This is a genomic window from Marinobacter daepoensis DSM 16072 (genome assembly GCF_000421165.1).
GTDB classification, from domain to species: domain Bacteria; phylum Pseudomonadota; class Gammaproteobacteria; order Pseudomonadales; family Oleiphilaceae; genus Marinobacter; species Marinobacter daepoensis.
Genome location: NZ_ATWI01000010.1, coordinates 87,725 through 112,639, shown reverse-complemented (window position 1 = coordinate 112,639; position 24,915 = coordinate 87,725). Strand labels below are relative to the sequence as shown.

The 24,915-nt window shown below is 57.8% G+C and carries 21 protein-coding genes; 9 read left to right on the top strand and 12 right to left on the bottom strand.

The genetic code is table 11. The annotated features are described in order from the left end of the window. Window positions 1–48: 48 nt before the first annotated feature. From K325_RS0110360 to K325_RS0110350, 3 genes are all read right to left on the bottom strand, one after another. On the bottom strand, window positions 49–1,443 hold the full coding sequence (locus tag K325_RS0110360; protein WP_029654195.1) for a sodium-dependent transporter: 1,395 nt from the start codon (window positions 1,441–1,443) through the stop codon (window positions 49–51). Window positions 1,444–1,613: 170 nt separating this feature from the next. Further along, on the bottom strand, window positions 1,614–3,188 hold the full coding sequence (locus K325_RS0110355; RefSeq protein WP_029654194.1) for a methyl-accepting chemotaxis protein: 1,575 nt from the start codon (window positions 3,186–3,188) through the stop codon (window positions 1,614–1,616). A gap of 145 nt (window positions 3,189–3,333) precedes the next feature. Continuing rightward, window positions 3,334–4,206 (bottom strand): DMT family transporter, encoded by an 873-nt coding sequence (locus tag K325_RS0110350; protein WP_029654193.1) that lies wholly within the window; start codon window positions 4,204–4,206, stop codon window positions 3,334–3,336. A gap of 164 nt (window positions 4,207–4,370) precedes the next feature. Here K325_RS0110350 and K325_RS0110345 point away from each other — a divergent pair, with 164 nt between their 5' ends. Then, on the top strand, window positions 4,371–5,759 hold the full coding sequence (locus tag K325_RS0110345; protein ID WP_029654192.1) for an MATE family efflux transporter: 1,389 nt from the start codon (window positions 4,371–4,373) through the stop codon (window positions 5,757–5,759). Here K325_RS0110345 and K325_RS0110340 read toward each other — a convergent pair. Beyond that, window positions 5,740–6,771: a GGDEF domain-containing protein gene (locus tag K325_RS0110340; protein WP_036193391.1), complete on the bottom strand. Its 1,032-nt coding sequence runs from the start codon at window positions 6,769–6,771 to the stop codon at window positions 5,740–5,742. The two genes, K325_RS0110345 and K325_RS0110340, sit on opposite strands and share 20 nt — an antisense overlap. Window positions 6,772–7,060: 289 nt before the next feature. On the opposite strand from K325_RS0110340, the gene K325_RS0110335 reads away from it, so the two are divergent. After that, window positions 7,061–8,614 (top strand): methyl-accepting chemotaxis protein, encoded by a 1,554-nt coding sequence (locus K325_RS0110335; RefSeq protein ID WP_029654190.1) that lies wholly within the window; start codon window positions 7,061–7,063, stop codon window positions 8,612–8,614. Window positions 8,615–8,669: 55 nt separating this feature from the next. Here K325_RS0110335 and K325_RS0110330 read toward each other — a convergent pair whose 3' ends face one another. After that, on the bottom strand, window positions 8,670–9,971 hold the full coding sequence (locus K325_RS0110330; protein WP_156836587.1) for a sensor domain-containing diguanylate cyclase: 1,302 nt from the start codon (window positions 9,969–9,971) through the stop codon (window positions 8,670–8,672). Between the two features lie 54 nt (window positions 9,972–10,025). Then, on the bottom strand, window positions 10,026–10,679 hold the full coding sequence (locus tag K325_RS0110325) for an EAL domain-containing protein (protein WP_029654188.1): 654 nt from the start codon (window positions 10,677–10,679) through the stop codon (window positions 10,026–10,028). Between the two features lie 226 nt (window positions 10,680–10,905). Here K325_RS0110325 and K325_RS0110320 point away from each other — a divergent pair, with 226 nt between their 5' ends. Both K325_RS0110320 and K325_RS0110315 read left to right on the top strand, forming a co-directional pair. Continuing rightward, the gene (locus K325_RS0110320) at window positions 10,906–11,295 is read left to right on the top strand and encodes a helix-turn-helix domain-containing protein (RefSeq protein WP_084694212.1); all 390 of its coding nucleotides are present in this window, start codon (window positions 10,906–10,908) and stop codon (window positions 11,293–11,295) included. 82 nt (window positions 11,296–11,377) lie between these two features. Beyond that, window positions 11,378–12,502, top strand: a complete 1,125-nt coding sequence (locus K325_RS0110315; RefSeq protein ID WP_029654186.1) for an HD-GYP domain-containing protein — start codon at window positions 11,378–11,380, stop codon at window positions 12,500–12,502. A 6-nt stretch (window positions 12,503–12,508) separates the two neighbouring features. Here the strand turns inward: K325_RS0110315 and K325_RS0110310 are convergent, their stop codons facing one another. Continuing rightward, entirely contained in the window at window positions 12,509–12,940 is a 432-nt protein-coding gene (locus K325_RS0110310) for a CBS domain-containing protein (RefSeq protein ID WP_029654185.1), read from the bottom strand. Between the two features lie 186 nt (window positions 12,941–13,126). Between K325_RS0110310 and K325_RS0110305 the strand changes: the two genes are divergently transcribed. Both K325_RS0110305 and K325_RS0110300 read left to right on the top strand, forming a co-directional pair. Continuing rightward, a complete protein-coding gene (locus K325_RS0110305) occupies window positions 13,127–14,488 on the top strand; it encodes an alanine/glycine:cation symporter family protein (protein WP_029654184.1) in 1,362 nt (453 codons plus the stop codon). 182 nt (window positions 14,489–14,670) lie between these two features. Further along, window positions 14,671–15,324, top strand: a complete 654-nt coding sequence (locus K325_RS0110300) for a peroxiredoxin (RefSeq protein ID WP_029654183.1) — start codon at window positions 14,671–14,673, stop codon at window positions 15,322–15,324. A gap of 83 nt (window positions 15,325–15,407) precedes the next feature. Here the strand turns inward: K325_RS0110300 and K325_RS0110295 are convergent, their stop codons facing one another. The 3 genes from K325_RS0110295 to K325_RS0110285 are packed head-to-tail and all read right to left on the bottom strand — an operon-like array spanning window position 15,408 to window position 17,894. Beyond that, window positions 15,408–16,190 (bottom strand): MetQ/NlpA family ABC transporter substrate-binding protein, encoded by a 783-nt coding sequence (locus K325_RS0110295; protein WP_029654182.1) that lies wholly within the window; start codon window positions 16,188–16,190, stop codon window positions 15,408–15,410. A gap of 19 nt (window positions 16,191–16,209) precedes the next feature. Beyond that, the gene (locus K325_RS0110290) at window positions 16,210–16,887 is read right to left on the bottom strand and encodes a methionine ABC transporter permease (protein ID WP_029654181.1); all 678 of its coding nucleotides are present in this window, start codon (window positions 16,885–16,887) and stop codon (window positions 16,210–16,212) included. After that, complete coding sequence (locus K325_RS0110285) at window positions 16,887–17,894, bottom strand: methionine ABC transporter ATP-binding protein (RefSeq protein WP_029654180.1); 1,008 nt, start codon at window positions 17,892–17,894, stop codon at window positions 16,887–16,889. The genes K325_RS0110290 and K325_RS0110285 overlap by 1 nt, the downstream gene beginning before the upstream one ends. 201 nt (window positions 17,895–18,095) lie before the next feature. Here K325_RS0110285 and K325_RS0110280 point away from each other — a divergent pair, with 201 nt between their 5' ends. Genes K325_RS0110280 through K325_RS0110270 form a run of 3 tightly spaced genes read left to right on the top strand, consistent with a single transcriptional unit; the run spans window position 18,096 to window position 22,620 of the window. Beyond that, window positions 18,096–19,535 carry a PAS domain-containing sensor histidine kinase gene (locus tag K325_RS0110280; protein WP_228128437.1) on the top strand — a complete coding sequence of 480 codons (1,440 nt, stop codon included), beginning with the start codon at window positions 18,096–18,098 and terminating at the stop codon, window positions 19,533–19,535. Next, window positions 19,535–19,921, top strand: coding sequence for a response regulator (locus K325_RS0110275; protein WP_228128436.1), 387 nt, complete (start codon window positions 19,535–19,537; stop codon window positions 19,919–19,921). Before K325_RS0110280 ends, K325_RS0110275 begins: the two co-directional genes overlap by 1 nt. A 32-nt stretch (window positions 19,922–19,953) precedes the next feature. Continuing rightward, complete coding sequence (locus K325_RS0110270; RefSeq protein ID WP_029654177.1) at window positions 19,954–22,620, top strand: EAL domain-containing protein; 2,667 nt, start codon at window positions 19,954–19,956, stop codon at window positions 22,618–22,620. Between the two features lie 23 nt (window positions 22,621–22,643). Here K325_RS0110270 and K325_RS0110265 read toward each other — a convergent pair whose 3' ends face one another. Both K325_RS0110265 and K325_RS0110260 read right to left on the bottom strand, forming a co-directional pair. Beyond that, window positions 22,644–23,255 (bottom strand): hypothetical protein, encoded by a 612-nt coding sequence (locus tag K325_RS0110265; protein WP_029654176.1) that lies wholly within the window; start codon window positions 23,253–23,255, stop codon window positions 22,644–22,646. A 143-nt stretch (window positions 23,256–23,398) separates the two neighbouring features. Beyond that, the gene (locus K325_RS0110260) at window positions 23,399–24,886 is read right to left on the bottom strand and encodes an amidase (protein WP_029654175.1); all 1,488 of its coding nucleotides are present in this window, start codon (window positions 24,884–24,886) and stop codon (window positions 23,399–23,401) included. Window positions 24,887–24,915 lie beyond the last annotated feature (29 nt).

Genomic DNA, 24,915 nt, shown 5'->3' with positions numbered 1-24,915 from the left:
CCCAAGGTCACAGACCGGGACGGGGGTTTTGTTTTATTGGCGAACGCCTCACGCCGTCAGGTTGTAGATAAACACAATCACAACCGCAACGGGCGTCACAAAGCGGAGCAGGTTATACCAGAGGCTAAACGCACCGCCACTCAGGGCCAGATCGCCCTGCAGCGATTCCTTAGCCACGAACCAGCCGACAAACAGCGCGGTCAGCAGCCCGGACAGCGGCAGCATGAAATTCGCCGTGAAATAATCCAGCAGATCAAACATCGTTTTGCCTTCAAACGCCGCAAACATGCCCAGCGGCGTGACATCCGACCAGATATTCAGCGACAGGATGGACACGATGCCCAGCGCCCAGCAGAGCACGCCAACAAGAATGGCACTGCCGGTGCGGCCCAGACGGGACCTCTCCTCAACCCATTCAACCACCGGCTCCAGCAGCGAAATACCAGAGGTCCACGCGGCAAAGAGCAGCAGCACGAAAAACAGAGTGCCAAAGAAACTGCCCATAGGCATGTTACCGAAGGCCAGCGGCAGGGTCTGGAAGATCAGGCCGGGGCCGGCACTGGCCTCAAGACCATTGGCAAACACCACCGGGAAAATCGCCAGCCCCGCCATCAGCGCAACCACGGTATCCATAAGAGCAACGCTGACTGCCGTGCGGCCAATGGAGATATCACGGCCCAGATAGGAACCATAGGCCATCATGATGGCCATCCCCAGACTCAGGGTAAAGAACGCATGCCCCAGAGCAACCAGGACACCTTTGACCGTCAGGGCCTCAAAGTTGGGATTGAACAGGAAGCTGACCGCCTCACCAAAATGCCCCGTGGTGGTTGCGTAACCAACAACCAGAAGAAGCAGGAAGAACAGTGCCGGCATCAGAATGGTAACCGCCCGTTCCAGGCCACTTTTCAGCCCACGGGATACCACCAGAACCACCAGAGCCATGAACAGCGTGTGCCATCCCAGAAGCTGGACCGGGCTGCCCAGAAGGCCGCCAAACAGTTCACCCACCGATTCTGCAGTGCCACCGGTGAAATCACCCGCCGCCGCATGGCCGATGTAGGAGGCTGCCCAGCCACCAATGACCGAATAGAACGACAAAATGATAAATGCGGCCAGCATGCCGACAATGGCAGAAATACGCCAGGCGGGAGACGCCAGGTTGCGCTCGGCCACCAGACGGAAACTGGTGATCGGGTTGTGGCGTCCGTTCCGGCCGATAAAGACTTCGGCCATCATGATCGGGATACCAATGATGGCGATGCAGAGCAGATAAACCAGAACGAAGGCACCACCGCCGTTCTCACCGGTTACGTACGGGAACTTCCAGACGTTACCCAGGCCTACGGCAGACCCGGTAGCCGCCAGAATAAACGCGAGCTTGGAAGACCAGAGTCCGCGAGCGCCGTTACCGCTGTCGGCTGCGGAGTTGGACTGTGTCATGTGATTGCTTCCTGTGCTTTTGGCTGAGGAAATTACGGATTGTCAGATTGCCCGGCTCAGGGAGCGGGCTATTGGTGCGGGATTCTGCCAGCACTGGCGGCATGATGCCAGTGCTGGCGGGCAAGGGGCGGGGGCACTCAATGGCTGATGCCCCAGGGAAAAACCGCTAATCAACCGGTTTTATTGACAAATCGGGCAACAAGTTCTTTCAGGCCGAGCGCCATCCGGCTCAGCATGTCGCTGCTCTCACGCGCCGAACCGGCCTGTTCATCACTCTGATCCGCCAGCGTCGCAATGTTCACCACCTGCTGATTGATCTCTTCCGAAACCTGGCTTTGCTCTTCAAAGGCAGCCGACATGGTAATGAAGCTCTCTGAAATCCGGTCGACGGACCCCACAATCGCATTCAGCGAGCCTACGGCACCCTGCACCCGGCTCAGGCCTTCAACCGCAATTTTTTCGCCGGCTTCCGTGGCCTCGACGGTCTCACCGACCTGCGCCCGAAACACCTCAACCACCTCATTGATTCGCAGGGTCGATTCCCGGGTTCGTTGTGCCAGAGAGCGGACTTCATCCGCCACCACAGCAAATCCACGCCCCTGCTCCCCGGCTCTTGCGGCTTCAATCGCCGCGTTCAGAGCCAGCAGGTTCGTCTGGTCGGCAATGGCACTGATCAAATCGGCGGCTTCGCCGATACTCTGGGTTGATTGCCCCAGCTTGCCCACCGACTCACCAATACCCTGCACCTGCGTCACCAACTGTTCAATGGCACCCAGCGCTTCGCCGCTTCTTTCGGCTCCTTCGTGGGCCTGGCAACGCGCCTGCTCGGTTTCCTGTGCGTTATGGTTGAGGGCCTCGACCACTTCCTGGATAGACACCGTCATCTCGTGGATGGCAGACGCGGTCTGGTCGGTCTCCGCACGTTGGCGGGCGATCGCGGCAGCACCTTCGCTGATGTAGCGGTGAGATGCCCTGGCCTGTTCCAGCAATTGCTCAGCCTGATCATCAATGCGCGCCAGTGCTGTCCGTATGCGGGCATCCTCGCTCAACAACACCAGGGCCAGCCGCGACATCAAACCACGCTCATCGCTGTAAGTACGCGCCACAAGCGGATCCTGAAAGGCGTCCTGGCGCAAGGCCAGAAGCCGCTCAATGCGGCGGGAGAACGAGCGAAAAATCATCGAGAATCCCAGGGCGTGACCAATCACAACCAGCAATACGGCCAGCACGGGAGAATCGAGCGCCAGTGCCACCAGACTGGCGGCCAGAGGCAGCGCCATCGGCCACCCGGAACGAAGGATCGAAAGACCTTTGCTGCACCAGGAAGGAGCCAGACGCCCCTGCGACAACTTCCGGTACAGTCGCTCGGCCCGGGCCACCTGGTCCCGGCTTGCAGCCACACGGACCGACTCATACCCCACGATGTCGTCGCCTTCACGAATGGGAGTGACGTAGGCACTGACCCAATAATGATCTCCCGACTTTGCACGGTTTTTGACTACCCCCATCCAGGCCTTGCCGGCCTTGAGGTAGGCCCACATATCGGCAAAAACCGCGGGCGGCATATCCGGGTGTCGAATCAGGTTGTGGGCCTGGCCAATCAGTTCATCCCGGTTGAACCCGCTGATGGAGACAAAGTCATCGTCACAATAGGTGATGACACCTTTGAGGTTAGTCGTACTGATCAGCCGCATACCGTCGGGGATCGGTATCTCACGCTGGGTGACAGGGAGGTTCTTGCGCATAGTCGCTATCGGATCCGTGGCCAGGAGAAAAAGCCGCTACAGGGTAGTTATAGATACATATCAAGGAAATGGCCAGTCCGTTACGTCATGTCGTAATCATGTAACCGGTCCAAGGAGATACAACAACGTTCAGAAAGGCATGTGCTCAACGGGTGACCGCCAGTCTTGCCCGCGGGTGATAGCGAGCATTCACCCATAGTGAAAACCCGATCACGCAGCCACCCACCGCCAGCCGGAGCAAATCGGCATCTCGATTCCAGATCAACAGATTGACCAGTAGCCCAGCGGGAACCAGTGCATTGTTCATGATCGCAAGGGTTCCGGCATCCACACGGCATGCACTGCGATTCCAGAAATACATACCAACACCAGAAGCGGCCAACCCCAACCAGCCAAGAATGCCCCACTGCAGTGGCGTGGCCGGTAACTTATCCGGATCACCAAAAATCAGGAACGAGGGGAGGGCAACCAGCAAAGCCCCAAAGAAGAAGTACCCAAAGGTACGGTACCCCGGCAGCGCGAGGGAATAACGCTGCATCACGTGCTTATACCCCACCTGCCCGGCCGCAAAGGTGAAGTTGGCCACCTGAAGCAGGAGAAAACCGGTCACAAATTCATCACTCAGGCCGTCGTACCGGATAATCCCCGCCCCCACCGTGGCAATCGCAGCGGCCAACAGGGCAACGGGTGAAAATCGACGAGCCAGGGCATCGTCAATCAGGGTGATGTACAGGGGCGTAAAAATGGTAAACAGCAGGACTTCCGGCACCGTCAGGTAACTGAATGAACGGTACAGGCACAGATACGTAACGCCGAACTGGAGCATCCCGGTAACCAGAATGCCCAGCCGCATTCCCCCGGGTACACCCCGCCAGCGGGTAAACGGGAGAAACAACGCCGCCGCGAGCAGGACCCGGCTGAGCACCGCAAAGTCACTGTCGACCTGCCCGGCCAGAAACTCTCCAATCAGGCTGAATGAAAATGCCCAGAGCACGGTAACCAGAATCAATGTGAGCATGATCAGTCCTGTCAGAAATCGGCGCCATACTTTACTGCTTTCTGCCGGATATTTCAGCGGGCCGAAAACGGGGGAAATCCTTATAAGCCCAAACGGCCCTGCTGAGGTAAGATGCGCAGTCCCGCTGGATGAGCCAAGAGACTTTTCAGGATTACAAAAACGCCATGGATGAAACCCATCAACCCCTCCCCGAAGTCCGCCAGCCCCTGATTCAGCGCACGCTCGCCGAGTGGAAAACCCTGGCCGTTCTGGGTGGCCCTATCCTGATCGCCCAACTCGCCCAGATGGCCAATGGTGTGATCGACACCGTCATGGCCGGGCACGCCAGTGCGGAAGACCTGGCTGGCGTCGGTATCGGCAGCAGCCTCTGGATGCCCTTGTTCCTGTTTTTCATGGGTATGCTCGGCGCACTGCAGCCCATCATCTCCGGCTACAACGGAGCGCGCACACCCGGGAAGATCATGCCGGCCACATGGCAGGGGATTTACATCGCCGCGGCTGGCACCGTGGTCATGGCCCTGTTGCTCACCAACGTTCACCCGGTGCTCGCCCTGCTGAAACTGGACCCTCAGACGGCCGGCATCACCCAGGGCTATCTGGACGCCTTTGCCTGGGGCATCCCTGCACTGCTGTTGATCAACGCGCTCCGGGGCCTGACCGACGGCCTGGGGCACACCCGCGTTATCATGGCCTTTTCTGTGCTAGGCACGCTGATTAACCTCCCCCTGAACTACGTGCTCATCTACGGCAAATTCGGGTTGCCTGCCATGGGCGGTGTGGGGTGTGGATGGGCAACCGCGATCTCGAACGGCGTCGCGGCCATCGGCATGCTGACGTACCTGAATCGCAGCCGCACCTTCCGGCAGTTTCACCTGATTGCCGATTGGGTAAAACCACATTGGCCCGGGATTCTCTACATTCTGAAGGTGGGTGTACCCATTGGTTTCACCATTTTCGTCGAAGCCAGCATGTTCTCGGTTATTGCCCTGTTCCTGGCTCCGTTGGGTCCGATCGTGGTCGCCGGTCACCAGATCGCCCTCAACGTAACCTCCCTGTTGTTCATGCTGCCGCTCAGCATTGGCATGGCGCTGACTCTGCGGGTCAGTTTTCTGGTGGGTGCCCGCTCACCGGATTCCGCCCGGCTGATCTCCCGCAGTTCGCTGATACTGGCTTCCACCGTTGCGTTACTGTTTGCCACACTGCTGTTTGTGTTCTCCGGCGCCATTGCCCGCTTGTATTCGGGCGACCCTGAGGTTCAGGCCGTGACCATTCGGCTGCTGACGTTTGCTGCCATGTTCCAGATCGCGGATGTCATTCAGGTCACCTGTATCAGCGCGTTGCGCGGCTACAAAGACACCCGCATTCCCATGTTCATCATGCTGTTTTCATTCTGGGGCGTGGGTCTTCCGCTGGGTTATGCCCTGACTTTTACCGACACCCTTTGGCCCGCAATGGGGGCCGCCGGCTTCTGGGTGGGGCTGACTGCAGGGCTGACGTCCGCCAGCCTGCTTCTGGGTTGGCGGCTGTTTCGCTTTAACCCGGTGCACAACTAGGGTCGGACGAGGCAAGGTCGGGCTCCGGCGAATCGGCCTCCTCGGCATAGACAATCCGGTCCCGGCCACATTCCTTGGCGCGGTATAGCGCATGGTCGGCCCGGTCCAGCCAATGCCCCACCCCTTCACCATGACCAAGAAGCGCAACACCAAACGAGGCGGTCACCGGGCCCCCGGGATGCTTCAGGTGCTTTCGCAGAACCTGCTGCAGATTATTCATCACCGCCCGCAGGTTAACGCCATCCACGCCCGGCAACAACAACACAAACTCTTCCCCCCCATACCGGAACAACTGATCAGACCAGCGGGTATGGCTTTCTAACAGCGCAACCAGATCGTTCAGCACGTCGTCACCGACACCATGGCCATAGAGGTCGTTGATCTTTTTGAAATGGTCGATATCCAGCAACACCAACGCGTAGGGCAGCCCTGAACGCTCTGCATTGGCGGCCGCCAGGTCCAGTTCCTCATCCATTGAACGCCGGTTCTTGACGCCCGTCAGGGGATCAATAGTCGCCAGATGCTCCAGGCGCCGGCGCTGGCTGTGATTCCGGTGAGCAAACACGTAGGCACTGGCACTGACCACCACGGCGGTGGTCGCAAACGACCACATCTGTATCTGGGAGCTGAACGCCGTTTCGATCATCATTAAGGCCAGTACCGAGGCTACACTCAGGCCAATGGCCACCCTGGGGTGTACCAGAAAGAAGGTCGTGACCAGACAGGGATAGAGCCAGAACAAACCCGCCTCGCCAACCACCGAACCCACGGCAACCGAGCCACCTGAAGCGATGACCGCCAGCACCAGACCACTGCGACGGGTATCTCCCGTTGCCCAGGCGTAGAGTACGCCCGAGACAATACCCAGCAGGATAAACAGATCGACCAGCCCGGCCAGCAGATCATTCTGCAGAAATCGCATGACCGCAAACGGCGTAATGCCAAGGACCGCACTTGCGCCAAGCAAGGTAATGATTGACAGACGAAAGTCCGTCCTGAGGCGATAGAACATGTTGATTCTGACAGTAGTGGCCAACGAAGACGATTTCAGAATAGACGAATGAGGTCAGAGGTTCCCTGACTCACTACGTTTTTTTACAAATCTGCTGGCGCCACCCCTCCCGATCAGATGATGCCGCTTAGTTAAAAAGCCGTCTATTTTATGCATATTTGGCACTTTTTAACTACACCCACCTGACATCAGCCTCGTGTTTGTGTCGACGACAGCCCGGCACTTACTTTACTTCTGCAATTGTTCGCATATTCTCATTAAACAACACTCGTAAGAAGTGGCACCCAGGATGAAGAGAAACCTGCCAGTTACCGACACTGAGCGCACGTTCTCTCGTGACACCAAACTGATCTCGTCTACCGACCTAAAGGGACACATTCGCCACTGCAACAAGGCGTTTGTAGAGGTAAGTGGGTTCTCACGGGAAGAGCTGATCGGACAACCTCACAACATCGTTCGTCATCCGGATATGCCGCCAGAGGCTTACGCCAACATGTGGTCTTACCTCAAAGCCGGCAAGCCCTGGATGGGTCTGGTCAAGAACCGGTGCAAAAACGGGGATTACTACTGGGTCAGCGCCTACGTTACGCCGGTCACGGACAACGGTGAGATTATCGGCTACGAGTCGGTACGCTCCTGCCCTGAGAAAGCAGATGTGGAGCGTGCCGCAGCTCTTTACCATCGCCTGCGAAAGGGGCGGCCCCCGCACTCACTCTGGAAACGGATTCCCTGGCGCGTGGCTGGCCTGGGCGCCCTGTTGGTTGTGTCAGCTTCATTGTACGCTCTGGACTTACCCTCATTGTCGGCCCTGAGTCTCCTGGCCGGTGTTCTCACCCTGGCCGGGTGGGATCATGTTCTGGAGAAACAACGGCTGCATGAAGTTGAAGCCTCTCTCGGCAACGCCTTTTCCGATGCGCTGGCCAGCCAGACCTACACCGACGACCCTCAGCGATGGGGCCGACTGAAAGTCGCCGCCCTCAGCCAGAGGGCACACCTTGATGCCGTGCTAACCCGGCTTGAGGATGCCGCCCGGCAAGTCTCAGAGACAACCTCCGATACGCTGGCGTTGTCAGAGCGTTGTGAAACGGCTCTCCGGGAGCAACAGGAAGAAAGCGCTCAGGTCGCGACAGCTGCCCATGAGATGTCGACCACCATTGCCGAGGTATCTGCCAACGTGCAGGAGACGTCGCAAAGCGCGGAGTCCGCACGACAAACCACCCTGGCCGGCAAAGAAACCGTGTCGAGCACCCGAGGTTCTATCGAGAACCTCCGGGAAACCGTAACCGCCATCAACACCCAGGTTGAAAAACAGGCCAGCAAGACCCGGGAGATTGCCACGGCGGCTGAGCTCATTGAGCAGATTGCCGGGCAGACCAATCTGCTGGCGCTCAATGCCGCCATTGAGGCGGCCAGAGCCGGGGAGCATGGACGGGGGTTCTCGGTGGTTGCCGACGAAGTCCGGAAGCTGGCCGCGAAAACCAGTGAATCCACCCATGAAATCCACGGCATCCTCACCGACCTGATCAAACAGAGCGACGCCTCTGTTCTGGTGGCGGAGCAGGGCGATCGCGTGGCCGGTGAAAGCCTGCGTCACATGCAACAGACCGAGTCGTATCTGGATCAGGTTGTCGATGTCATTGGTGAGATCGCAGACCGTTCCATCCAGATGTCAGCGGCCGTAGAACAACAAAGCCAGGTGTCCGACGAAATCAGCGCCCAGGTCGACCGTATCTCCCAACTCGCCGATCAGAACCTCAGCGCGGGCTCTCAGACCACCTCAGCCAACCTGCGCCTGCGCGAGATTGCCAGCGAACTGCATGAACTGGTGGTCCGTTTCCGGTAAACCGGTGTGCGCTCTGGTGTTCAGCCACCAGAGGCAAGGGGACACGCCTCTGGCATCAGATCCGGGCCACAAGGACTTGATTCCGCCCCTGACTTTTGGCCTGGTATAACAGACGGTCGCACAACCCCAGAATCTTCGACGTGTCTGCCACCGCACCTTGCCAGGAAACCACGCCGCCACTCAGGGTAAGCCGGATACGCTGCCCATCCTGAAGTTCAAACGGGGTTTGTTCCACAAGTTGACGAACCTGCTCCGCCAGTGCTTCTGCGTCCTGCAATCCGGTCTGCGGCATCAGCAACACGAACTCCTCCCCCCCGACCCGGGCCACCAGGTCCGTTCGCCGGGCCCGACGACCCAGCACCTGCGCCAGTAGCCGCAGTGCCGCGTCGCCGGCCAGGTGGCCCAGTGTATCGTTGATCACCTTAAAACGGTCAACGTCCAGGCTCAGCAACGCGTAGGGCGTCTGATAACGGGTACTCTCAGCCAACGCTTCATCGAGGCGCTGCATAAAATACCGGCGATTGTACAAACCGGTCAGCTCATCCGTGACAGACAGGTGTTCAAGTTCCCTCTCCAGCTGTTTCTGGTCGTCAATGTCCACAACCATTCCGTGCCAGGCCACTGCCTCGCTGTTTTCCACCTCCGGACAGGCCATGGCCCTCATCCAGCGAGATTGCCCCCGCAGACAGATCCGGTAATCGCATTGCCAGCTTTTCAACGCCTGTACACCCTCAACAACCGCCCTTCTGACCCGGTCCTGATCCCCCGGATGAACCACCTTCACCACATTTTCCGGGTTTTCTATGGCGTCTGCGGGCGCCACACCCAGAAACTGTTCCGAGGTGGGGCTGATGTAGGTAAAACGGCAGGGTTTTTCCGGGCTGGAGGTGAACGTGTAAACGACTCCGGGGACGGAATCGGCGAGTTTTTCAAGCTTGTGCTTCAACCCCATCTGATGACTGATGTCCTGATGGGTACCCATCACCCAGATATCTTTACTCAACAGTTCAGACTCGGGAATTCGCATGCCACGGCTGTGGATCCAGCACCAATGGCCCTGCGCATGCTCCATACGCAATGTGACGTTGTAATCCGGCGATCGTCTGGCCAGATGCTCCGCCAGCTCATGGTGGGCCAGTTTCAGGTCATCCGGATGACACAGCCGCTCCCACTCGTGAAAGGAAATCGCCCCCCCTGATCGCCCGTAGTAGCCCAGCATATGCCACCACTGGTCATTAACCAGAATCTCACCGGAATCCGGATTCCATTCCCAGGTACCGGCTTTGGTTGCACGCAGAATGGCCTGCAACCGGGCTTCCGTTGACAAAGCCTCGACCGGCCTGTGTTTTGTATCCACCCAAAATGCCCCTAAACTTTAAGCTCTCACTATTTATGCCTTAAAAGCATAATTTCAAGCCAGAGAAGGCAAGTCAGTGAGAAATCCCGCGTCTTTGTATGGACCAGCGACGGCCCGGCCTTGTACCAGTTTGACGCCCAGCGCGACCAGCTGCTGTAACACGGTGTCACAATCCACACCGGCAACCACCAATTGCTTGCGCAGGGCCTCGCACAACCCGATCAGGCCTTTCAGAAAACGTTGGCGGAGTTCAGACGATTCGAGTCTCATGAGATGATTCCAGTCGCATTTGATCGCATGGATATGAGGGTTCGAGAGCGTCCAGAATCCGGCGTCATCGGTCAGGAAAGCCCCTACAGACAGCCGGAAACCCCGGCTATACAGTTCAGACACGGAAGCGCAGGCGGCCGGGTCTCCTTGCAACTCTGACGAACTCAGCTCCAGCTGAATACGGCCCGGGTCCAGACGGTGAGACCGGAGCAACTCCAGTAGCCGGTCCGCTGTGTTGCCCGGCTTTGTCAGTCCCCGAAGTGCAAACGACAGGGTGCTGTCAGCCGCCATCTGTTCAAGCCATCCCAAATCATGGACCAGGGCATCCTCGGCAACAGCCAGCCCTGACAGCCCCGAGTCCACCACATCGACCCAGTGCAATGTGCCTGTGGCAACATCACAGACCGGAAAAAACTCAAAACCAGTATCTTCCGACACGATAATCGGGCTCCACTCTCAGATTCATTCAAAGTCATCGGGAGAGGTCTCTCAAGCTTCGTTTTCGCCTCGCCATGAGAATATTGGAACTATACTGACAATATATACTACATATCCATAGAGAAATGCATATAAGGCATATTGGTAATATAGTATTTGCTTTTAACACCTTTGTTAAAGTTTTAAGGCATCGCTATCATTGTGCCTCTATCGGGACAGGGCATTTATGAGTTTAGGTCACGCACTAAGGCAACTGAGGCAGCAGAAAGGTCTTACGCTGGCTGAGCTTGCAGAACAAACCGATTCTTACGTGGGAAACCTGTCAAGGATTGAGCGTGATATTGCCAAACCCAGCCTGGATCTTCTTTACCGCATCTCCCACGCGCTCAATTTCTCAATGTCCGATATCTTCTCGGTCTCTGAATCCGGCACAGGCCACCACGACTCCCAACAGGTGGCCCTGAATACGATTTTTATTTCACTACTTCAGGAAGACCGCGATTTACTTCTGGAGTTCGCACATCTTCTGCAAAAACGCAGCACAGACTCCGCAGCGCTCCTGGCGGCTACCGCAACTCCCTCATCCAAAGACGCCGACGATAGCTACGCCACCTGAATCGGGCCCTGTCAGCAACTGGTAACGTTTTCGACTTGCGATTAGACTTTCTGTCTGAACCAGTCATCGGGGAAACAGGACTTTGGCGGATCTGATACGCATTGCCCCCGGGGCGCTCACCATTGGCAAACCCTTACCCTGGGATGTGTTTGACGGCGATGGCAATATCCTCTTGCGTCAGGGGTATGTCATCCAGACCAACAGCCAGCTTGAGCAGTTATTCGAACGTGGCCGCTTCAAACCGCGCAACATCGCGAAACCCGGGGAAGAGGTTGTCGAAGCCGCCGGTAACTGCAACCCGTTTGCCGACTATGGTGCCCTGCTTAATGCACTGGAATCCACCCTGGAAGCCATCACTTCGGGAGATCCCACTGCCCAGAAACGCTTGCTGGAGTTAAGCCAGAGGCTGGACAATGCCTGCCAGGAAGCGCCCGACGCCACTCTGGCCCTGATCCACCTTTATTCCATCAGCCCAACGATCCACGAGCAGATCCTGTTTTACGGCATACTTTGCCACCTCGTTGCCAGGCAATTCGGGCTCGACAACAAGCGGGCCAGCGTGCTGGGCGCTGCTGCGCTGACCGCCAACCTGGCCCTCGTGCCCGTTGCCGATCAACTGAATGCCTCCAACAAAGTCCTTACCGATGAACAGAGGGCGGTGATCCGCAGACACCCAACGCGAAGCATCGAGGCGCTTAAAGCCGCAGGGATTACCAACCCGCTGCTGCTGCGGATCATCGCCCAGCATCATGAACAGGCTGATGGGTCCGGGTACCCCAACGGGCTTAGCGGTGCTGACATTCTGCCCGAAGCTGAGATTCTGGCCCTGTCAGAACGTTACGTGGCCATGATTACCCGGCGGGCATACCGTAAGCGGATGAACATTGCCGAAGCCCGCAAGCTGATTGCCACTCTGGCCGATGGCAAGTTCCGACCCGCCATTCCCCGCGCACTCTTACAGGTGCTGGGTGATCATCCGCCGGGCATGCTGGTGCGGTTGGTCAATAACGAGGTCGGCGTAGTCACCCGCCGGGCCGTACTCGCCCGAGGCCCCTTCGTCCAGGCCATTTTCGACACACATGGCAACCGATACAACGGAACCCTGGAACGTGATACCAGCATGCTGGAATACAACGTGCGCAGCCCCGAAGAGCCCGAGATCCTGCCATCCATCGACGTTAGCCTGCTCTGGGGCTTCCGCACCTGAGTCCGGTCACTCTTCGGCGCCCGCAAAACGGGCGTTCCCCACGCTGAAACCTGACTTGGCCAACTCCGCCAGAATCGCTGTCCGGGTCACAATCCCGACCAGTTTTCCATGATCCACCACAGGGTATACCTTGGGCTTTCCCGCTCCCAGGTTCTGGGCAAGGTCCACCACAGACATCGCGGGCGACACCGTCAGTGGCTGCCGGAACATCACATCATCCACGATGGGATCCCCCTCGTGGTGGTAGTTGCTGACCAGCAGGGAATGAATACAGTCCTGCTCTGAGACAAACCCGAGCACGTGCCGCTGGTCATCCACCACCGGCAAGCCGGTAACATGATTATCCAGAAGGCTCTTCACCACCCGGGTAACCGGCGTACCGCAGCGGATCGGTTCAATGTGGTTCCACATCACTTCGGATATTTTCAATGAGCGCATCAACATTTACCTCACAGTCAGTCAGACCCTGCATCCCTCTCTTAAACATAGGCAAAAGAAAGAAAAATGAAAAACCACTGGTCTGAAAACGGTTTACACACAGGATTTGTCGACTAAACTCAATAGGTTATGCCCCCAAAGGGCTCATTTATCCTGATTCATCCGTGGTAAACAGTGGGAGAACCCATGGAAGCCATTTCCAATTTTATAAGTGAAATCAATGGACTGGTATGGGGTCCTCCCATGCTGGTGATGATTCTGGGTGTTGGCCTGTTTCTGAGTATTGGCCTGAAATTGATGCCAATCATGAAACTGCGTGCCGGCTTCCGGCTGATGTGGAGTGGCCGGGCACGAGGGGATGACGACGATGGCGACATTCCACCTTTCCAGGCCCTGATGACAGCACTGTCGGCCACGGTCGGAACAGGCAATATTGCCGGCGTTGCAACGGCCGTGTTCCTGGGCGGTCCCGGCGCCCTGTTCTGGATGTGGCTTACCGCGCTGGTCGGCATGGCGACCAAGTACTCGGAGGCCGTTCTGGCAGTCCGTTTCCGGGAAGTGGACGAGCGAGGCAACCACGTTGGTGGCCCGATGTACTACATCCGCAACGGTCTGGGCGGCAAGTGGGCGTGGCTGGGCGTTCTGTTCGCCGTTTTCGCCGCCATTGCCGCCTTCGGGATTGGCAATACCGTGCAGGCGAACTCCGTAGCGGATGTCCTGGAATCCAACTTCGACCTGCCGCACTGGGTCACCGGCGTCGTTCTGATGTTTCTGGTGGGGATGGTGCTGATCGGAGGCATCAAGCGTATCGGCCAGGTAGCCAGCGCCCTGGTGCCGTTCATGGCGGTCTCTTATGTCATGATTGGTCTGATCGTTCTGGCCATCAATGCCAATCAGATTCCCGACGCCATCAGCATGGTGTTCAGCTATGCCTTCAGCCCGGCGGCGGCCGAAGGCGGCTTTGCCGGCGCAGCGGTGTGGGCTGCCATCCGCTTTGGTGTCGCCCGTGGGGTTTTCTCAAACGAAGCCGGGCTGGGCTCCGCTCCCATTGCCCATGCGGCCGCCCAGACTCGCAATCCGGTCAAGCAAGGCATGGTGGCCATGCTCGGCACCTTCATTGACACCATCATCGTCTGTTCCATTACCGGCCTGGTCATCATTACCTCCGGGGTCTGGACCTCCGGCGAAACTGGCGCGGCCCTGACTTCCCTGGCGTTTGAAGCCGGATTGCCAGGCTTTGGCAACTATGTGGTGGCCATTGCGCTGGCTATCTTTGCCTTCACCACCATTCTGGGCTGGTCCTTCTATGGCGAACGCTGCATCGAGTTCCTGTTTGGCATAAAAGCCATTCTTCCTTACCGGGTGCTGTGGATCGTCGCCATTCCCATCGGTGCCACTATCAGCCTGGACTTCATATGGCTGGTGGCGGACACGCTCAATGCGATGATGGCCCTGCCCAACCTGATCGGACTGCTGTTGCTGAGCCCCGTTGTGTTCAAACTCACCCGGGAACATTTCGACAAGCAGAAGACCCTCGGCGTGGAATAGCCCCCCGCCGTCGTCTTGTTCATAAGGAGGTGAGCAAGACGCAGGATGAGCCAGATCAAGGCCCCCTTGAAACTGGCTCATCCATCACCACCAATACTCGTATACACTGATCAGATAACAACGACTGAGAACGCTGGCGCGCGGCACTCGTTTGCCAACCCCCATGTCGAAGGAGAGTTATTATGAGTCTACGTCTTGGAGATACTGCACCGGATTTTGAACAGGATTCCACAGAAGGGCGGATTCGCTTCCACGAATGGCTCGGCGATGGCTGGGGCGTATTGTTTTCCCACCCGGCCGATTTTACACCGGTCTGTACCACCGAACTGGGCCTGACAGCCAAGCTGAGAGACGAGTTCAGCAGGCGCAACGTCAAAGCGATTGCCTTGAGTGTCGACCCGGTCGATTCGCATCACGACTGGATCAGAGACATCAACGAAACCCAGGGTTGTACGGTTAACTTCCCGATCATTGCAGACCATGATCGCAAGGTGTCTGAGCTTTACGACATGATCCACCCAAACGCCAGTGACAGCCTGACGGTTCGTTCACTCTTCATCATCGATCCAAACAAGAAAGTGCGGCTGATCATTACTTACCCTGCCTCGACCGGCCGCAATTTCAACGAGGTGTTGCGAGTCATTGATTCCCTGCAACTGACCGATGAGCATCGTGTAGCGACACCAGGAAACTGGGAAAGCGGCAGCGATGTGGTGATTGTTCCGTCACTGCAGGACGAAGAGGAGATCCGGAAGCGCTTCCCGAAAGGCTACAAGGCCGTGAAATCTTACCTGAGAATGACGCCGGACCCCCGCACCAACTGGAGTGGCGATTAACACCCTGGCAAGCTGCAAAAAGGGCAGCCCGTGGGCTGCCCTTTTATTTCCCCAGATACACTGGAGATCAAAGACTTAGCATCTCAGAATGCCGGAACAACCGCACCTTCATACTTTTTCTTGATGAAGTCTTTTACGGCGTCTGATGTCAGGGCATCCGACAGTTTCTTCATGGCAGCGCTGTCCTTGTTGTCCGGACGGGCAACCAGAATGTTCACGTAGGGAGACTCAGAGCCCTCAATGACCATGGCATCTTCCGACGGATTCAAACCCGCTTCCAGAGCATAGTTGGTGTTGATCAGCGCCACATCAACCTGATTCAGGATACGAGGCAGGGTAGCGGCTTCGAGTTCCTTGAAGTCCAGATCTTTGGGGTTGTCAGCGATGTCCCGCGGTGTTGCGGTGATCTTGCTTTCATCTTTCAGAGTGATAAGCCCGGCTTTCTGAAGCAGTAGCAGAGCGCGGCCACCGTTGGTGGGATCGTTGGGAATCGCCACGACAGCGCCTTCTTCCAGCTCATCCAGAGACTTGATCTTGTTGGAGTAAGCACCAAATGGCTCGATGTGAACACCAGTAACGGTCACCAGACTGGTGCCACGACCGGCATTGAATTCATCGAGGTATGGCTGGTGCTGGAAGAAGTTAGCGTCCATCCGCTTCTGATCGACCTGAATATTGGGCTGCACGTAGTCTGTAAAGACCTTTACGTCCAGTTCCACACCCTGCTCTGCCAGTGCCGGCTTCACAAATTCCAGCAGCTCCGCATGGGGTACCGGTGTAGCAGCAACAGACAGCGTCTCTGCGCTGGTGGCTGAGGAAAAGGTTGCAACAGCGGCCAGAGCCACCAGGGTTTTCTTCAGGTTCATCACAAATCTCCTGCGTTAATTATTTTCGGCTGAAATGCAGAACCAGGCGATCACCTGCCATCTGCAACACCTGCACAAAGATCACCAGCAAGGCCACCGTGATTACCATCACGTCGGTCTGGAAGCGCTGATACCCGAAACGAATCGCCAGATCCCCCAAGCCACCACCGCCAATCACACCAGACATAGCCGCGTAGGACACCAGGGTAATCGCCGTTACGGTAATACCCGCGATAATGCCGGGAAGCGCTTCCGGCAGCAAGGCACCGAAGATGATCTGGCGCACATTCGCCCCCATGGCCTGGGTTGCCTCAATGATTCCCCGGTCCACCTCCCTCAGAGAGGTTTCCACAAGCCGGGCAAAGAAGGGCGCACCACCGGCCACCAACGGTGGTATCGCTCCCGCGACCCCCAGAGACGTACCAATCAGCATGACGGTGAACGGAATCATCACAATCAGCAGAATGATGAAAGGCACCGAGCGCAACACGTTCACAATGAAGGACAGGACAGCATAGGCCACAGGTTGCTCCAGCAACTGGCGCTTGCCGGTGAGGAACAGCAGCACACCGATCGGCAGGCCAATCAGGACACTGAACAGCAGCGACATGCCCACCATCACCAGAGTATCCCAGCTGGCCCAGCCGATTTCGGCCCAGTCCACGTTCCCCATCAGGGTTTCCATCAAGGCTTCCATCAGCGCACCACCTCCACATGAACCTCAGCCGCTTCCAGGGCCTTCATGGCGACCTCGAGATCGCCACCAACCAGCGACAGGGTGAGCTGACCGTAGGGCGTATCCTTGATGTGATCAATGCGACCAGACAGGATACTGAAATCAACCCCCGATTCCCGGGCGACACTGCCCAGCAGGGGCCGGTAGGTAGATTCACCCTTGAAGGTCAGGCGCAGAATACGACCTTCCGCCTTTTGCAGGTCTTCCTGCAGCTCATCGTGGTCTACGTTCTCACTTTCAAACACAAAATCCCGGGTGGTCGGATGTTGCGGGTGCAGGAACACCTCACTGACCGGCCCCATCTCCACTACACGCCCGGCATCCATCACCGCGACCCGGTCACAGACCCGGCGAACCACGTCCATTTCGTGGGTAATCAGAACAATGGTCAAACCCAGTTCCCGGTTAAGGTCCGCCAGCAGTTTTAACACCGACTGAGTGGTTTGCGGGTCCAGCGCGCTGGTGGCCTCATCGCACAACAGGATTGTAGGCCGACAGGCCAGCGCCCGGGCAATACCAACACGCTGCTTTTGTCCCCCGGACAACTGAGACGGGTATTTACTGGCATGATCACTGAGGCTGACCCGGGCCAGCAATTCGTCAACGCGGCTGCGAATGTCAGCCTTCGAGTAAATGCCCGCCAGCTTCATAGGGAATGCAATATTGTCCGCCACGGTCTTGGATGCCAGCAGATTGAAGTGCTGGAAAATCATGCCGACCTTGCGCCGGAACGCCCGCAACTCGGCGGCGCTGTAACGGGTAATATCCTCATCGTCGATGAGAATGCGACCGCCAGTGGAGGGCTCCAGCCTGTTGATCAGCCGGACAAGCGTGGACTTGCCTGCACCGGAGTGGCCGACGATGCCGAACACCTCACCGGTTTCGATGGTCATACTGGTGGGATGAAGCGCGGGGATCGCCCGGCCCGCCACCTGGTACGACTTTTCTACCTGGTCAAATACAATCACGATCAGTGCCTTGCAGATGCGTCGTTAAAACCGGCGATTATAGCCTATTCGGCCGCCAAACCCGAATCCGACGCGGCCAGGAACCGTGGGTAGTTGCCCTTATCACCTATGATGCCTTCCACTGGCAAATCCGGGCATATTGACCATACTTGTTTCCGTGGGGAGTACGTACACTTTTCAGACAGCAGGGAGCGCATCGTTGTGAAAACGGAGAGCACCACTTTCAGACCTCCCTCAGCAGATGCCGTTGTCCTGCTGTCACCTGCCGGCATCGTTCAGGACTGGAATCCTGGAGCAGAAGCCTTACTGGGATATCCCAGGGCAGAAGCCATGGGCCAGTCACTGGCAGATCTCATCGAGCTGACCGACAGTGACAACCGGGCACTCAGCCTTGACTCCCATGACCAGGATCACAGCCGTTCCAGCCAGGGGCTTTGCCGTTCAGGCAACGGTTTTTCCTTCCCGGTCGAACTCATCCAGAGCCCGGTCCTGATTCACGGCACCCCCTTGACCGTCACCGTCATTCGGGATGTCTCCGAACTGAGGCGGGCCGAGCAAAAATTCCGCGGACTTCTCGAATCGGCGCCGGATGCCATTGTGATCGTAAAGCAGGATGGCCAGATCGTACTGGTCAACTCCCAGGCCGAATTGCTGTTTGGCTACCATCGGGATGACCTGATTGGTGAGAACGTCGAAATTCTCATGCCCCAGCGGTACCGGGGCAACCACGTTGGCCATCGCTCCGGCTTTTTTGCCGACCCGCGTGTACGCCCGATGGGCATGGGACTGGAGCTTTTCGGGCTCCGCCAGGGCGGGATTGAATTTCCCATCGAAATCAGCCTCAGCCCACTGGAAACCGAAGAGGGCCTGCTGGTCTCCAGTGCGATCCGGGACATCACAGAGCGCAAGCGCTTTGAGCGCGCGCTCCAGGAAAAAAATCAGGAACTCGCCATGGCCAACAAAGCCAAAGACCAGTTTCTGGCGAGCATGAGCCATGAACTCCGCACCCCCCTCAATGCCATCATCGGATTCACTGGCACCCTGTTAATGCGGCTTCCCGGCCCCCTGAACGATGATCAGGAAAAGCAGCTCGGCACCGTTCGGTCCAGCGCACAACACCTGCTCTCACTCATCAATGACTTACTCGACGTGGCCAAGATTGATGCCGGAAAGCTGGAGCTGAATCCTGAGCCGGTCAACCTGAACCAGTTACTGGAGGAGCTGCACGGCACCTTCAGCCTGCAAGCCCGGGAAAAAAGCCTGCAACTGACCTTGCACCTCCCGGACCAGCCCATCAACCTGAACACCGACCGGCGCGCGCTGAGCCAGATCCTGATGAACCTGATCAGCAACGGCCTGAAGTTCACCAGTGAGGGCGGGGTGCAAGTCACATTGGTCCGTGACGATCAGGGCCAGCCTGCGGTGTCGGTACGTGATACCGGTCCCGGAATTGATCCCGCCGCGCAACAGAACCTGTTCCAGCCATTCTCCCGGGGGGTGCTTTCGTCCCGCCGCACAGAAGGCACGGGGCTGGGGCTTTATCTGAGCCAGAAACTGGCAACACAGCTGGGCGGCGATATCAGTCTCAGGAGCTCTGGCGCTGAGGGCTCTGAATTCCTATTGCGCTTACCGGGGACGTGATGATGAATGCCGCGATCCTGCTAGTCGAAGATGATCAGGCAAGCCTCGAGCTCGCGGCATACCTTCTGGAACATTATGGTTTCCAGGTCTTTCGGGCAGAGGATGGCCTTCAGGGCTTGAATACAGCACTTGGCCTTGGTGCTCATCTGGATCTGATCCTGAGCGATATCCAGATGCCCGAGATGGACGGCTATCAGCTGCTCCGGGCCCTGCGCGCAGATCCTCTGCTGGCCTGCCTCCCCGTGGTCGCAATCACGGCGTTCTCCATGGAAGGCGACGAACAGGAAATTCTTCAGGCGGGATTTAATGGCTACATCTCCAAGCCAATAGACCCCGAGCGCTTTGTCGATCAGGTGCGCGAATGGCTGCCATCCGATAACCCCTAGCCCCGGCCTGTCGATTCAGGGAGAGCGACACCATGGCAACAATACTCATTGTTGATGATCACGAACCAAACCGGGAACTGGTCGCTTCCCTGGCCGGCTATCTGGGGCACAACATTCTGGAAGCCCCGGACGGAGAGCAGGCCCTGGCCGTCGTGCGAAAGCACAGACCTGACCTGGTGATCTGCGATCTTCTGATGCCTGTAATGGACGGATATGATTTTGTGCGCCAGGTGCGTCAGACCCCCGATATCGCAGAAACAGAGATCATGTTCTATACGGCCAACTATCGCGAAGACGAGGCGCGTACCCTGGCCAACCAGTTGGGCGTTAAACGGATCATTTTCAAACCCTGTGTCCCCGAAGATGTCCTGGAAGCCATTGGGAGCGCACTGCGCCCGGAAGAAACCGCTCCCGCACCTCCGGTGGACGAAAACCGGTTCGAGGCAGAGCACACACGCATTCTCACCGACACTTTGTCCCGTAAAAGTGACGAACTGGAAAAGGCGAACCGGCGCCTTGCCGCCCTGACCGAGATCAACCTACAGCTATCCGGAATGCGGGACGCCGGACGTATGCTGGAAACCATCTGTCGCGATGCCCGGGCATTGGTGGGCGCCTGCTATGGCATTCTGTGCGTCAACGAGAACCACAATGGCGGCCAGCAGATTCGCCTGTTCCTGAGTGGTTTTTCGCCCGACAGCAAACAAGGGCTAGCCTGCCCGGATTTCGACGGCGGCCTGCCCGGGGTGGTTCTGCGGGATAAGACCACCAAAAGGCTCCACGCCGCCGGACAACACAACCTGCGGATTGGCTTGCCCGAAGGCTACCCCCCTGTCCGAGCCTGCGTCATCTCACCCATCATGTCCGCGACCGAAGTCTACGGCTGGGTTTGCCTGGTCAACCGCCTGGACGACCAGCCATTTACCGAAGAGGACGAGTGGTTGTGCAGCTCCCACGCAGCCATGGCCGGAAGGGTCTATGAAAACCGCAGCCTGTACCTGCAGCTGGAGAGCCGGGCCCGCAAGCTTCAGTTGTACGATCGAGCCATTGAAGAAAGCAGCAACGGCATTGTGATCTGCCTGGCGGATAAAACCAGGGACAACCCGGTGATCTACGCCAACCGGGCTTTCAGTCTCATGACCGGCTACACCCACGACGAAATTCTGGGCATGAGCCCTCGCTTTCTGCTGGCCAATGATCACGAGCAACCCGGCCTGGACCGGCTACGGAACTGCATGCGCCATGGGGGCTCCGCCCGGGCGATACTCAGAAACTACCGGAAGGACGGCAGCCTGTTCTGGAACGAGGTGGCTCTGGCCGCCGTCCACAACGATCAGGGTGACGTTGCCCACTTCATCAGTGTCTTCAACGACGTGACGGATCGAAAGCGCTATGAGGCCGCCCTGGAGTATCAGGCGAATCATGACGACCTGACCGGCCTGCCCAACCGCAACCTGCTCCGGGACAGGCTCGACCACGCCATCGCCCAGGCCAACCGGGAAAAAACCAATCTGGCCGTTCTATTGCTGGATCTCGATCAGTTTAAACGGGTGAACGATGGTTTGGGACACGCCATCGGTGACCGGCTGATTCAACGGGTCGCCGCCCGAATGATTCAGTGCGTACGAGAAAGCGACACCGTGGCGCGGCTGGGAGGCGACGAGTTCATGATCCTGAGCACAAACGTCCGGAACGAACACTCCGCTGTTGCCCTGGCGCAGAAGCTGCTTCGCCAGTTTGAAAGGAAGATTGTCATCAAAGGTCACGAAATCGTGGCGTCCGCCAGCATCGGTATCGCCATCTATCCCAAAGACGGCGAGTCTGGAGATGAGCTCTTCCGAAACGCTGATACCGCCATGTACCGGGCCAAAGACCTGGGACGTAACGGCTTTCAGTTCTACTCAGCCGATATGAATAACCGGATGCGGGAGCGGCTCTATCTGGAACAATCCTTGCGAAACGCCATAAGCCGGCACGAACTGTCTCTTTGGTATCAGCCGAAACTCGATCTCAGCAGCAACACGATCCGAAGCACCGAAGCACTGATTCGGTGGCGCCACCCCCAGCTCGGGATGATTTCTCCCACAGACTTCATTCCTATCGCAGAGGACACCGGATTAATCCTGCCGATCGGAGCCTGGATCATTGAGGACGCAACCCGGCAGATCTCCGAGTGGCGTGACAAGGAAGATCAGAACATCCGGGTCGCCATCAACATCTCGGCCCATCAGTTTGGTCACCAACGCCTGTCCGAGCAGATCATTCAGGCTCTGGAGAGCCTGCAATTGCCGCCCAGGCTCCTGACCCTGGAGGTAACGGAAACAGCCCTCATGACGCACATGGAGGCGGCAGTGCGCCAGTTACAGGCACTTCGAGACATCGGTGTCTGCGTGGCACTGGATGATTTCGGCACCGGCTATTCCAGCCTGACCTACCTCAAACACTTTCCCATTGACGTGCTGAAGATAGATCGCAGCTTCGTGGCCGACATCGCGCACGACACCGAGAGCGGCGCAATTGTCCGCACCATCATCACACTCGCGCACAGCCTCAACATGACCGTTGTGGCTGAAGGGGTGGAAACACAGGCTCAGTTGGCGTTTCTGAAAGAGAATGGTTGTGACGAGATACAGGGCTACCTATTCTGCAAGCCGCTCCCTGCCGGCGAGTTTTTAGAATTTCTCCGCCACCATCGCTAGTGGCGGGGAAACCCGCATGGCTCTCAGTGCAGTGAGCGCATCTGCCGGGGGTAGAGTGCTGCGCTGACTTCCGGCTCTTCCAGCAGGTCGGCGAGCTCCCGGTCAACGGCAGTTTCCTCACCTTCATCCGGAAGCGGTTCGAACAGTGTGCTTAACCAGGCCGCAACCGACGGCGCATTGTCCCGGTCGTAATCGGTCGACAACGCTTTGATCCTCCGGAAACCGATGATGCGCTGATGACGTGGATCACGGATCTGCTCGAAGCCCCGCCAGTAAATACGATCACGGGTATGCAACTGCACAAACAGGGTGTCGATGGGGCCATTGTCGTCATCCTGAGCGTCGTCCTCCGACGCACTCTGTTCCGACACGGTCTCGTCCTCAGCCGGCTTTCGGCGAATCGTCGTCCAGGCAGGGTAGAGCACCGCCACCGCATCGGCCTCTACATGCTCTCTGGCCGCCCTCAGAATAAGCCCCCAGCGTGCCTTATCGGCATCGGTCTCCAAAGAGTTGATGGGAAGGTCGTAGCTCTGATCACTGGACAGGACGATCGCCATCATCGGGGCATCCAGCTCCCCCATGGCTTCCGCCTGCGCTACGGATACCAGATCGTCGATTGCCATCGATTGGTTCATAAGATGCTCGCCTCTTCGATGCCATCAGGTTCGTCCGGGACTCATGTCCCTGTCTAACAGCATAGCCTGTTCCGGTTGCAAAGATAAACGTGGTGTTCGTACCGGTGAATCACAACCCCCAGGGCGCGCTCTTTTTCTTTCTATCAGAACGCCTGTTCCAGCCGTTCATAATGACTGAACCATGGGTTGGCCTCTTCCAGTTGCGCTGCCAGTTGCAACAAGCGCTCTTCCCCCCCGTGAGGCGCTCCAAACTGCACACCGACGGGCAGTCCGTCACGACTCCAGTGCAGAGGAACCGACATCGCTGGAGTGCCCGTCAGGTTAGCCAATTGAGTAAACGGGGTTCTGGCCAGGCTTTCCAGGGCCATTTGGTCAACCTGCCCGCTTTTATGCACCAGCTTCCCCGCTTTCAGCCCCAGCATCAGCCGCGCCACCAGTTTCAGGTGCGCGGGGGTCTCCATTTCACCAATTCGCGCAGGCAATTGCCCGGTGGAAGGGCTCAGGTAGAGATCAAAACGCTCAAAATAAGCACCAAGCGCCCGGGCAAAATCATTCCATTGCTGCCGGAGACGCACGTAATCCGGCAACGGCATGGCTTGCCCCAGCATTCCCAGCAGGCGGGTTTCGAGTTCAAAGTCCCGGTCTGTGGCGCCAAACTGCGACTTCGCGCGATCCATCAGCGCAGAAACCTCACCGAAATACAGGGCCAGATAACAGCGGGCCAGCGCCGGACCATCAAAGTCCGGGCGAGCATATTCCACCTGATGCCCCAGAGACTCCAGCAGCCTTGCGGTCTCTTCCACCGCCGCCACGCACTCAGGGGCGACCTCTGTCTCATAGGGCGACGACGTGAACACACCAATCCGGAGCTGCCCGGGCGCCCGTTGCATCAGATCGCGCCACGGCATAGACGGACCGGGGATCATGAAAGGATCACCACTGGCGGGGCCTGACAGAACGTCCAGCATGGCAGCACTGTCTCGGACCGTTCGGGAAACCACATGATCTGTGGACGCGCCGGTCCAGGCTTCTCCCACTTGGGGGCCGGCAGAAATCCGCCCCCGTGAGGGTTTCAACCCGAACAGGCCGTTATAAGCGGCCGGTATCCGGATAGACCCACCACCATCGTTGGCCCCCGCCATCGGTACAATTCCCGCGGCGACCGCCGCACCAGAACCACCACTGGAACCTCCCGGCGTGCGTTCGGTATCCCAGGGATTTCGGCTGGGGCCCCAGAGAGTTGATTCGGTCACCGCCTTCAAGCCGAATTCCGGCGTAGCGGTGCGGCCAAGAAACACCAGGCCGGCCTCCCTGGCCCGGCTCACAAACTGCGAATCGCGGGTGGCCACGTTGTCTCGCAGGGACCGGCTGCCACTGGTACATGGATGCCCGGCCTGCTCCTGCGCAAGATCCTTAAGCAGCATCGGAACCCCCGCGAACAGACCGTCCTCAGGGAAATCCTGATCCATGGCATCTGCAAACTGAGCATGACAGATGGCGTTAAGATGGGGATTGACCTGGCCGGCACGATCAATCGCGGCTTCAATAACTTCCCGGCCGGAGACTTCACGCCGACGAATCAGATCGGCCAGGGCAGTGGCATCGTATCTCAGGTACTCGGACGGTTTCATTGGCAACCCTGCTTATTATTGTCTGGTTA

Excerpts from the sequence above, each read along its gene's own strand:
- K325_RS0110275 (WP_228128436.1), top strand. The coding sequence starts at position 19,535 with ATGATGAATGCCGCGATCCTGCTAGTCGAAGATGATCAGGCAAGCCTC.
- K325_RS0110290 (WP_029654181.1), bottom strand. The coding sequence starts at position 16,887 with ATGGAAGCCTTGATGGAAACCCTGATGGGGAACGTGGACTGGGCCGAA.
- K325_RS0110350 (WP_029654193.1), bottom strand. The coding sequence starts at position 4,206 with ATGCTCACATTGATTCTGGTTACCGTGCTCTGGGCATTTTCATTCAGC.
- K325_RS0110295 (WP_029654182.1), bottom strand. The coding sequence starts at position 16,190 with ATGAACCTGAAGAAAACCCTGGTGGCTCTGGCCGCTGTTGCAACCTTT.
- K325_RS0110300 (WP_029654183.1), top strand. The coding sequence starts at position 14,671 with ATGAGTCTACGTCTTGGAGATACTGCACCGGATTTTGAACAGGATTCC.
- K325_RS0110340 (WP_036193391.1), bottom strand. The coding sequence starts at position 6,771 with ATGTTCTATCGCCTCAGGACGGACTTTCGTCTGTCAATCATTACCTTG.
- K325_RS0110310 (WP_029654185.1), bottom strand. The coding sequence starts at position 12,940 with ATGCGCTCATTGAAAATATCCGAAGTGATGTGGAACCACATTGAACCG.
- K325_RS0110270 (WP_029654177.1), top strand. The coding sequence starts at position 19,954 with ATGGCAACAATACTCATTGTTGATGATCACGAACCAAACCGGGAACTG.
- K325_RS0110260 (WP_029654175.1), bottom strand. The coding sequence starts at position 24,886 with ATGAAACCGTCCGAGTACCTGAGATACGATGCCACTGCCCTGGCCGAT.
- K325_RS0110355 (WP_029654194.1), bottom strand. The coding sequence starts at position 3,188 with ATGCGCAAGAACCTCCCTGTCACCCAGCGTGAGATACCGATCCCCGAC.
- K325_RS0110360 (WP_029654195.1), bottom strand. The coding sequence starts at position 1,443 with ATGACACAGTCCAACTCCGCAGCCGACAGCGGTAACGGCGCTCGCGGA.
- K325_RS0110345 (WP_029654192.1), top strand. The coding sequence starts at position 4,371 with ATGGATGAAACCCATCAACCCCTCCCCGAAGTCCGCCAGCCCCTGATT.
- K325_RS0110320 (WP_084694212.1), top strand. The coding sequence starts at position 10,906 with ATGAGTTTAGGTCACGCACTAAGGCAACTGAGGCAGCAGAAAGGTCTT.
- K325_RS0110335 (WP_029654190.1), top strand. The coding sequence starts at position 7,061 with ATGAAGAGAAACCTGCCAGTTACCGACACTGAGCGCACGTTCTCTCGT.
- K325_RS0110305 (WP_029654184.1), top strand. The coding sequence starts at position 13,127 with ATGGAAGCCATTTCCAATTTTATAAGTGAAATCAATGGACTGGTATGG.
- K325_RS0110265 (WP_029654176.1), bottom strand. The coding sequence starts at position 23,255 with ATGAACCAATCGATGGCAATCGACGATCTGGTATCCGTAGCGCAGGCG.